6 protein-coding genes are annotated in these 7936 nt (G+C 69.1%); 5 read left to right on the top strand and 1 reads right to left on the bottom strand.

Annotated features, from left to right (window positions below; all coding sequences use genetic code 11):
* Positions 1 to 35: 35 nt before the first annotated feature.
* From acs to Q7P21_RS07280, 5 genes are all read left to right on the top strand, one after another.
* Positions 36 to 1973, top strand: a complete 1938-nt coding sequence (gene acs / locus Q7P21_RS07260) for an acetate--CoA ligase (protein WP_304176442.1) — start codon at positions 36 to 38, stop codon at positions 1971 to 1973.
* Entirely contained in the window at positions 1973 to 2605 is a 633-nt protein-coding gene (locus Q7P21_RS07265) for an SRPBCC family protein (RefSeq protein WP_304163874.1), read from the top strand. The genes acs and Q7P21_RS07265 overlap by 1 nt, the downstream gene beginning before the upstream one ends.
* A complete protein-coding gene (locus Q7P21_RS07270) occupies positions 2602 to 3582 on the top strand; it encodes a small ribosomal subunit Rsm22 family protein (protein ID WP_304163872.1) in 981 nt (326 codons plus the stop codon). Before Q7P21_RS07265 ends, Q7P21_RS07270 begins: the two co-directional genes overlap by 4 nt.
* A 142-nt stretch (positions 3583 to 3724) precedes the next feature.
* Positions 3725 to 4708 carry an NADP-dependent oxidoreductase gene (locus Q7P21_RS07275; RefSeq protein ID WP_304163871.1) on the top strand — a complete coding sequence of 328 codons (984 nt, stop codon included), beginning with the start codon at positions 3725 to 3727 and terminating at the stop codon, positions 4706 to 4708.
* Between the two features lie 85 nt (positions 4709 to 4793).
* Positions 4794 to 7607: a pitrilysin family protein gene (locus tag Q7P21_RS07280; protein WP_304176438.1), complete on the top strand. Its 2814-nt coding sequence runs from the start codon at positions 4794 to 4796 to the stop codon at positions 7605 to 7607.
* A 58-nt stretch (positions 7608 to 7665) separates the two neighbouring features.
* On the opposite strand, the gene Q7P21_RS07285 is transcribed toward Q7P21_RS07280, so the two are convergent.
* Positions 7666 to 7936 (bottom strand): transposase (locus tag Q7P21_RS07285; protein WP_304176440.1); only part of this gene is annotated, 271 nt, incomplete at its 5' end.

Genomic DNA, 7936 nt, shown 5'->3' on the forward strand with positions numbered 1-7936 from the left:
AACTCCCGGTCAAAGCGAAAAAGGGAGTGCGTACGGTGAGCGAGGGCGAGATTTTCCCGGTTCCCGAGGCCTGGGCCAAGAAGGCTCACATGGACGCGGCGGCCTATGAGGCGGCGGTCAGGCGGGTCGAGGACGATCCCGAAGGCTACTGGCGCGACGTCGCCGGCCGGCTGGACTGGATGACGCCCTTCACCCAGGTCAAGGACACCTCGTTCCACAAGCATCCCTTCCACATCCGCTGGTACGCCGACGGGGTGCTGAACGTCTCGGTCAACTGCCTGGACCGGCACCTGCCCACCCGGGGCGACCAGGTGGCGATCATCTGGGAAAGCGACGACGGCGAACTGGTCGAGCGGCTGACCTATCGCCAGCTGCACGCCGATGTCTGCCGGATGGCCAATGTGCTGAAGGCCAAGGGCGTCCGGAAGGGCGACCGGGTCACCATCTATCTGCCGATGATCCCCCAGACGGCGGTGGCCATGCTGGCCTGCGCCCGGATCGGCGCCATCCATTCGGTGATCTTCGGCGGTTTCTCGCCGGACTCGATCGCCGGCCGCATCCAGGACTGCGACTCCCGGATCGTCATCACCGCCGACGAAGGCCTGAGGGGCGGCAAGACCGTGCCCCTGAAGCTCAATGTCGACGAGGCGCTGGCCCAATGCCCGGACGTCACCGACGTGATCGTGGTCAAGCGCACCCGCGCCGACGTGCCGATGAAGGCCGGGCGCGACGCCTTCTATTCCGACCTCAAGCAGACCGTCTCTGACGTCTGCGAGCCGGAGCCGATGAACGCCGAGGACCCGCTGTTCATCCTCTACACCTCCGGCTCGACGGGTAAGCCCAAGGGGGTGTTGCACACCACCGGCGGCTATCTCACCTGGGCGGCCCACACCCATGAGCTGGTGTTCGACTACCGCCCGGGCGAGGTGTTCTGGTGCACGGCCGATGTAGGCTGGGTCACCGGTCACTCCTATGTGGTCTATGGCCCGCTGGCCAATGCGGCCACCTCGGTGATGTTCGAGGGCGTGCCCAACTATCCGACCAATTCCCGGTTCTGGGAGGTGATCGACAAGCACCAGGTGGAGATCTTCTACACGGCCCCCACCGCCATCCGCGCCTTGATGCGCGACGGCGACGAACCCGTGACCCGCACGTCGCGCAAGTCCCTGCGCCTGTTGGGCACGGTGGGCGAGCCGATCAATCCGGAAGCCTGGCTCTGGTATCACCGCGTGGTCGGCGAGGGACGCTGCCCGGTGGTCGACACCTATTGGCAGACCGAGACCGGCGCCTGCCTGGCCTCGCCCCTGCCGGGCGCGACACCCATGAAGCCCGGCTCCTGCGCCAAGCCGCTGCCCGGGGTGAAGTTCGAGCTGGTCGACGCCGAGGGCAAGGTGCTGCACGGGGCGACCAGCGGCAATCTGGTGATCACCGATAGCTGGCCGGGCCAGATGCGCACGGTCTATGGCGACCACGAGCGCTTCTTCAACACCTACTTCGCCACCTATGGCGGCAAGTATTTCACCGGCGACGGCTGCCGCCGCGACGAGGACGGCTTCTACTGGATCACCGGTCGGGTCGATGACGTGATCAATGTCTCCGGCCACCGCCTGGGCACCGCCGAGATCGAGAGCGCCCTGGTCAGCAACGAGAACGTCGCCGAGGCCGCCGTGGTCGGCTATCCGCACGATGTGAAGGGCCAGGGGGTCTATTGCTTCGTGACGCTCAAGGCCGACGTCGTCCCCACCGATATCCTGCAGGCCGAGCTCAAGGGCTGGGTCCGCCGCGAGATCGGACCCTTCGCCGCCCCCGACGTGGTGCAGTTCGCGCCCGGCCTGCCCAAGACCCGCTCGGGCAAGATCATGCGGCGCATCCTGCGCAAGATCGCCGAGAACGACCTCTCCAACCTGGGCGACACCTCGACCCTCGCCGACCCCTCGGTGGTCGACGACCTGGTGAAGAACCGGATCGGCTAGTGACCCGGCGCGCCGCCGCCCTGGTCCTGCTGGCCTGGGCCGCCGCGCTCCCGTGCGGCGCGGCCTGGGCGCAGGCGGCCCCGCCGCTCGAACCGACGTCCGCCGAGGCCGCGGCCCTCGACCAGGGGCGCGGCTTCGTCGAGGTGACCCCGGATCCCGACGGGGCCTCGGGCTTCATCCGCGCCGGGATCGACATCGCCGCCCCGCGCGAGGTGGTCTGGCGGGTGATGACCGATTGCGCCCTCGCCCCCCGGATCTCGGTGGGGCTGAAATCCTGTCGCGTCCTGCAGCGCGATCCCCAGGGCCGCTGGGACGTGCGCGAGCACGTCTCCCGCCTGATCCCGGTGCTGCCGCAGATCCGCACGGAATTCCGCACCGACTACGCGCCGATCGAGGGTTTCGCCTATCGTCGCACCGGCGGCGACATGAAGGTGCTGGAGGGGCGCTGGCGGCTGATCGTCCTGCCGGGCGGCCAGGTCAGGGTGATCTCCGAGGGCCGCGCCCAGGCGCCCTTTGTCCTGCCCGGCGCCATGGCCCGCCTGGTCCTGCGCCGTGAGGCGGTCATGGCGCTCGCCGCCCTGAAGCGCGAAAGTTTGGCTCTGGCCGCCCAGAGGGTTAAGTCCGGCCCATGACCCCGAATCTTCCCGCTCCCCTGCGCCTGGCCGCCGATCGTCTGATGGAGGGCGTGGCCCGGGCCGGCGTCGCCGAGCGCGCCGACAAGATCTCCCAGGCCTATCGCGCCGGCCGCAGCTCGGCGGCGGTGATCAAGGACGCCGAGGACGCCCAGGCCTATGTGCTGGCCCGGCTGCCGGCCACCTACGCCGCCTGCGCCCGGGCCTTCGACGAGGCCGCCCGCATCGCGCCGGACTTCCGCCCGCTGAGCCTGCTGGACGCCGGCGCGGGTCCAGGCGGCGCGGGATGGGCGGCGCTGGAGACCTGGTCCTCCCTCGATCGCGCCGTGCTGCTGGATTCCAACCGCGCCTTCCTGGCCATGGCCGGGACCCTGGCCGAGGGCGGCCCCGAGGCCCTGGCCCTGGCGGAGCGTCGGGTCGCCGACCTCGCCCAGCCCAAGGACTGGCCGGTGGCCGACCTGGTGGTCGCCAGCTACGCCCTGGCCGAGATCGCCCCTGCTGCCCAGGCCGCCACGGTGGCCGGGCTCTGGGCGGTTTGCGCCGGCCTGCTGGTCCTGGTCGAGCCCGGCACGCCGGATGGCTACGCCCGCATCCTCGCCGCCCGCGACCTGTTGATCGCCCAAGGCGCCCAGATCCTGGCCCCCTGTCCCCACGCCCAGGCCTGCCCCCTGGTCGCGCCGGACTGGTGCCACTTCGTCCAGCGCCTGCCGCGCAGCCGCGACCACAAGCTCGCCAAGGGGGCCGATGCGCCCTTCGAGGACGAGAAGTTCATCTATCTGGCCGCCGCCCAGCCGCATGTGGCGGCCCTGGCCCGCACCGCCCGGGTGATCGCCCCGGCCCGCACGCTCAAGCCCGCCATCACGCTCAAGCTCTGCACGCCGGAAGGCGCGATGGAGCACCGCGACTTTCCCCGCCGCGACAAGCCGACCTATGCCAGCGTTCGCCGGCTCGACTGGGGCGACACGCTGGAAAGCTAAACTGCTCCCCCAAGGAGGGCGCGGCGAGCGGGGCGAGGGAGAGGGGCTAGCCATGCCCCTCGACCCGGACCATGTTGCGCGCCCCGCCCATCCGCATTTCCGGGCGGCTCAGATTTCAAAAACCAACAGGGAGGGCTCACACATGCCCATCAGCCGTGAAATCCATCTGGTCGAGCGCCCGAAGGCGATGCCGACCCCCGATCAGTTCGCGCTTGTGGAGACTGAGGTCGGCGACGCGCCGGACGGCGGCGTCCTGGTCCAGAACCTCTATATGTCGGTCGACCCGGCCATGCGGCCCCGGCTGACCGCCGGCCAGGCCCTGGGCGAGGCGATGATGGGCGGGGCTCTCGGTCGCGTCGTCCAGTCCAAGAGCAGCGACTTCGCGGTCGGCGACCTGGTCTCCAACCGCATGGGCTTCCGCGAATATTTCACCTCCGACGGCAAGGGCCTGACCAAGCTGGCCGCTGATCCGGAGCTGTCGGTCACCACCCACATGCATGTGCTGGGCATGACGGGCTTCACGGCCTACGGCGGCCTGCTGCACATCGGGCAGCTGAAGGAAGGCGAGCAGGTGTTCGTCTCCACGGCGGCGGGCGCGGTGGGCTCGGTCGCCGCCCAGATCGCCAAGCTCAAGGGCTGCTATGTGGTGGGCTCCACCGGGTCCGCCGACAAGGCCGCCTGGCTGAAGGACGAGGTCGGGCTCGACGCGGTGATCAACTACAAGGACGCCCCGATCCGCCAGGCCCTGGAGGCCGCCACGCCCAAGGGCATCGACGTCTATTTCGACAATGTCGGCGGCGATCACCTGGAGGCGGCCCTGCGCCGCATGAACACGCTCGGCCGCATTCCGGTCTGCGGCTTCATCTCCGGCTACAATTCCGGCCATTCCAACGTCTCGAACCTGTCGAACATCATCTATTCGCGGGTCATGCTGCGCGGCTTCGTGGGTACGGACTTCATGCACCTCTATGGGGATTTCCAGCGCGACATGGCCGCCTGGCTGAAGGCCGGCCAGGTCAAGTACCAGGAGACGATCCTGGACGGCATCGCCAATGCGCCGACCGCTCTGATCGGCCTCTTGAACGGGGCCAATTCCGGCAAGATGCTGGTCAAGCTGGCCGACTGATCCGCTCCATCTGACAAACCCGTAATCTTCCCTGGGGGCTCGCCGGTGATAGGGTCGGGCGCCTTCAGTCCCCAGGGAAGTCTCCATGCTCCGTCACACCCTCCGCGCCGCGGCCTGCGTCATGGCCCTTGGCCTCGCGGCCCCGGCCTTCGCGGCCGACAAGGTCCCGCCCATCGCCTTCAGCCAGCGGACCCTGGCCAACGGCATGACGGTGCTGACCTCCCGCGACACGGCCACGCCCAATGTGACGGTGCAGATGTGGTACGGCGTCGGGTCGAAGGACGATCCGGTCGGCCGTTCCGGCTTCGCCCACCTGTTCGAACACCTGATGTTCAAGGCCACCAAGGACTTCCCGGCCGAGAGCGTTGATCGCTTCACCGAGGACGTGGGCGGCAACAACAACGCCTCGACCTATGACGACTTCACCAACTATTACGAGGTCGCCCCGGCCAATCACCTGGAGCGGCTGATCTGGATGGAGAGCGAGCGCCTCGGCGCCCTGGTCATCGACGAGACCAACTTCAAATCCGAGCGCGACGTGGTGAAGGAGGAGCTGCGCCAGAGGGTGCTGGCCGATCCCTATGGCCGGCTGTTCGCCCTCTATCTCCCCAAGGCCAGCTATCAGGTCCACCCCTATAAGCGCCCGGGCATCGGTTCGATCGAGGAGCTGGACGCCGCCACCCTCGACGACGTGCGCGCCTTCCACCATGCCTATTATCGGCCCGACAATGTGGCCCTGGTGGTGGTCGGCAATTTCGATCCGGCCAAGCTGAACGCCTGGATCGACAAATACATGGCCCCCCTGGCCAATCCGGCCCAGGCCGTGAGCCGGGTGACGGCGGTCGAGCCGCCGCGCCTCAAGGCCGGGACCTATACGGGCTATGGCCCCAATGTGCCGCTGCCGGCGGTGGTGCTGAGCTGGCTGGGGGCCAAGGCCGCCGATCCCGACGCCCCGGCCCTGAAGGTGCTGGACGCCATCCTGTCCTCCGGCAAGTCGTCCAGGCTCTATGACGCGCTGGTCTATGACCAGCAGATCGCCGCCGAGATCTATTCCAACGCCGACCTGCCGCAACAGCCGGGCTCCTTCGTGGTCGGGTCGATCATGGCCAGCGGCCATACGGTCGATGAGGGCGAAGCCGCCCTGCTGGCCCAGGTGAAGCGCCTGCGCGACGCCCCGCCCACGGCGGCGGAGCTGTCCGAGGCCCAGAACGAACTGGTGGCCGGCAAGCTGCGCGAGCGCGAGACCATCAATGGCCGGGGCTTCGCGCTGGGCTACGCCCTGCGCACCGAGGGCGACGCGGCGCGCGCCAATAGCGAGCTCCAGGCCCTGCAGGCGGTGACCGCCGCCGACGTCCAGCGCGTGGCCGTGAAATATCTCGACCCCGACCGGCGGATGACCATCCGCTACCTGCCGGAAAGCGCCCGGCCGAAGGACCAGCCGGCGGTCGAGGACAAGCCCCCGGTGGTGGCCTCGGTGAAGTATGACGGCCCGGTCAGCCAGCTGGCCCCGGAAGGCCAGCGCCAGGCCCCGCCGCCGATCGCCGCCCCCGTCACGCCGATCCTGCCCAAGCCGATGGAAAAGACGCTGGCCAATGGCCTGCGGGTCATCGTCGCCAAGTCCTCGGACCTGCCCCTGGTCAGCGCCAATCTCACCGTCCGCGCCGGCGCCTGGGTCGATCCCGGCGGCCTGGCCGGCGCGGCCGGCATGACCGCCGATATGCTCACCGAAGGCACCAAGACGAGGGGCGCCCAACAGATCGCCCGGGAGACCGAGGCCCTGGGCGCCACCCTGGACTCCGGCGGCGGCCAGGAGGCCGCCACCATCGGGTTGAACGTCATGCCCGGCCGCCTGGACCAGGCCATGGCGATCATGGCCGACGTGGTCCGCAACCCGGCCTTCGCCAAGGCGGAGCTGGAGCGCCAGCGCAGCCAGACCCTGGACGGCCTGTCGGTGTCGTTCTCGGAGCCGGGCCAGCTCGCGGCCTTCGCCACGGCCCCGGCCCTCTATGCCGGCACCGCCTTCGGCCACGTGGCCGGCGGCACCCCGGCCTCGATCGCCAAATTCCAGGCCGCTGACCTGGCCAGGATCCACGCCACCTATTACCGGCCCGACAGCGCCATATTGGTGATGACCGGCGACATCACGCCGGAGCAAGGCTTCGCCCTGGCCGAAAAGGCGTTCGGAAGCTGGGCGAAGCCCGCGACGCCGGCGCCGGATCAGCCGGTGATCGCGCCCCAGACGGCGCCGCGCGCCATCGCCATCGACCTGCCCGGCACGGGCCAGGCGGCCGTGACCCTCGCCAAGGTGGCCATCGCCCGCGACGCTGCGGACTACTATCCCGGCATCGTCGCCAATTCGGTGCTGGGCGGCGGCTATTCGGCCCGGCTGAACGCCGAGATCCGCGTCAAGCGCGGCCTGTCCTATGGGGCCAATTCATCCCTGACCGCCCGGCGGTCCACGGGCCTGTTCCGCGCGGCGGCCCAGACCAAGAACCCGTCGGCGACCCAGGTGCTGGACCTGATCACCGCAGAAATGACCCGGCTGGGCGCCGAGCCGGCCAGTCCTGAGGAACTGAAGGCCCGCAAGTCGGTGCTGATCGGCGGCTTTGGCCGCAGCCTGGAGACCACCGACGGCCTGGCCGGCATCCTCGGCAATCTGGCGCTCTACAACCTGCCGCTCAGCGAGTTCAACGCCTATACGGGCAAGGTCGACGCGGTGACGCCGTCCGAGGTCCAGGCCTTCGCCAAGGCCCATCTCGACCCGGCCGGCGCCACGGTGATCATCGCCGGCGACGGCACGGGCTTCCTCGACAGCCTGAAGGCCGAACGCCCGAACCTGGAGGTCATCCCCGCCGCGTCGCTCGACCTCGACCAGCCCGGCCTGACCAAGCCGAAGTAGGGGGCGGGGCCACCTCCCCCAGCGGGGGAGGTGCGCGTTTTCCTAGAGCGTGCTTGGATTAGATTGACGCATATCCGGCGTGCCTGAGGTAGTTGGCGCACTCCTGTGCGCTGAACAGGTCGAGTAGGCTTCCGATGCGTCGCCAGACGGCTTCGACGGAGCGCTCGTCGGCTTTGCGCAACTGGCTCTTCAGCTTGGAGAAGACCATCTCGATGGGGTTCAGGTCCGGACTGTAGGGAGGCAGGAACAGCAGGTGGGCGCCTGCTTCGCGGATCGCCTTTCGCACGGCCTTGTTCTTGTGGCTGGAGAGATTGTCCATGATCACGACA

Source organism: Phenylobacterium aquaticum, from assembly GCF_947378715.1.
In the GTDB taxonomy this organism is placed as follows: domain Bacteria; phylum Pseudomonadota; class Alphaproteobacteria; order Caulobacterales; family Caulobacteraceae; genus Phenylobacterium; species Phenylobacterium aquaticum_A.

Coding starts and splice junctions, on each gene's coding strand:
- Q7P21_RS07270 (WP_304163872.1), top strand. CDS start 2,602: ATGACCCCGAATCTTCCCGCTCCCCTGCGCCTGGCCGCCGATCGTCTG.
- Q7P21_RS07275 (WP_304163871.1), top strand. CDS start 3,725: ATGCCCATCAGCCGTGAAATCCATCTGGTCGAGCGCCCGAAGGCGATG.
- Q7P21_RS07280 (WP_304176438.1), top strand. CDS start 4,794: ATGCTCCGTCACACCCTCCGCGCCGCGGCCTGCGTCATGGCCCTTGGC.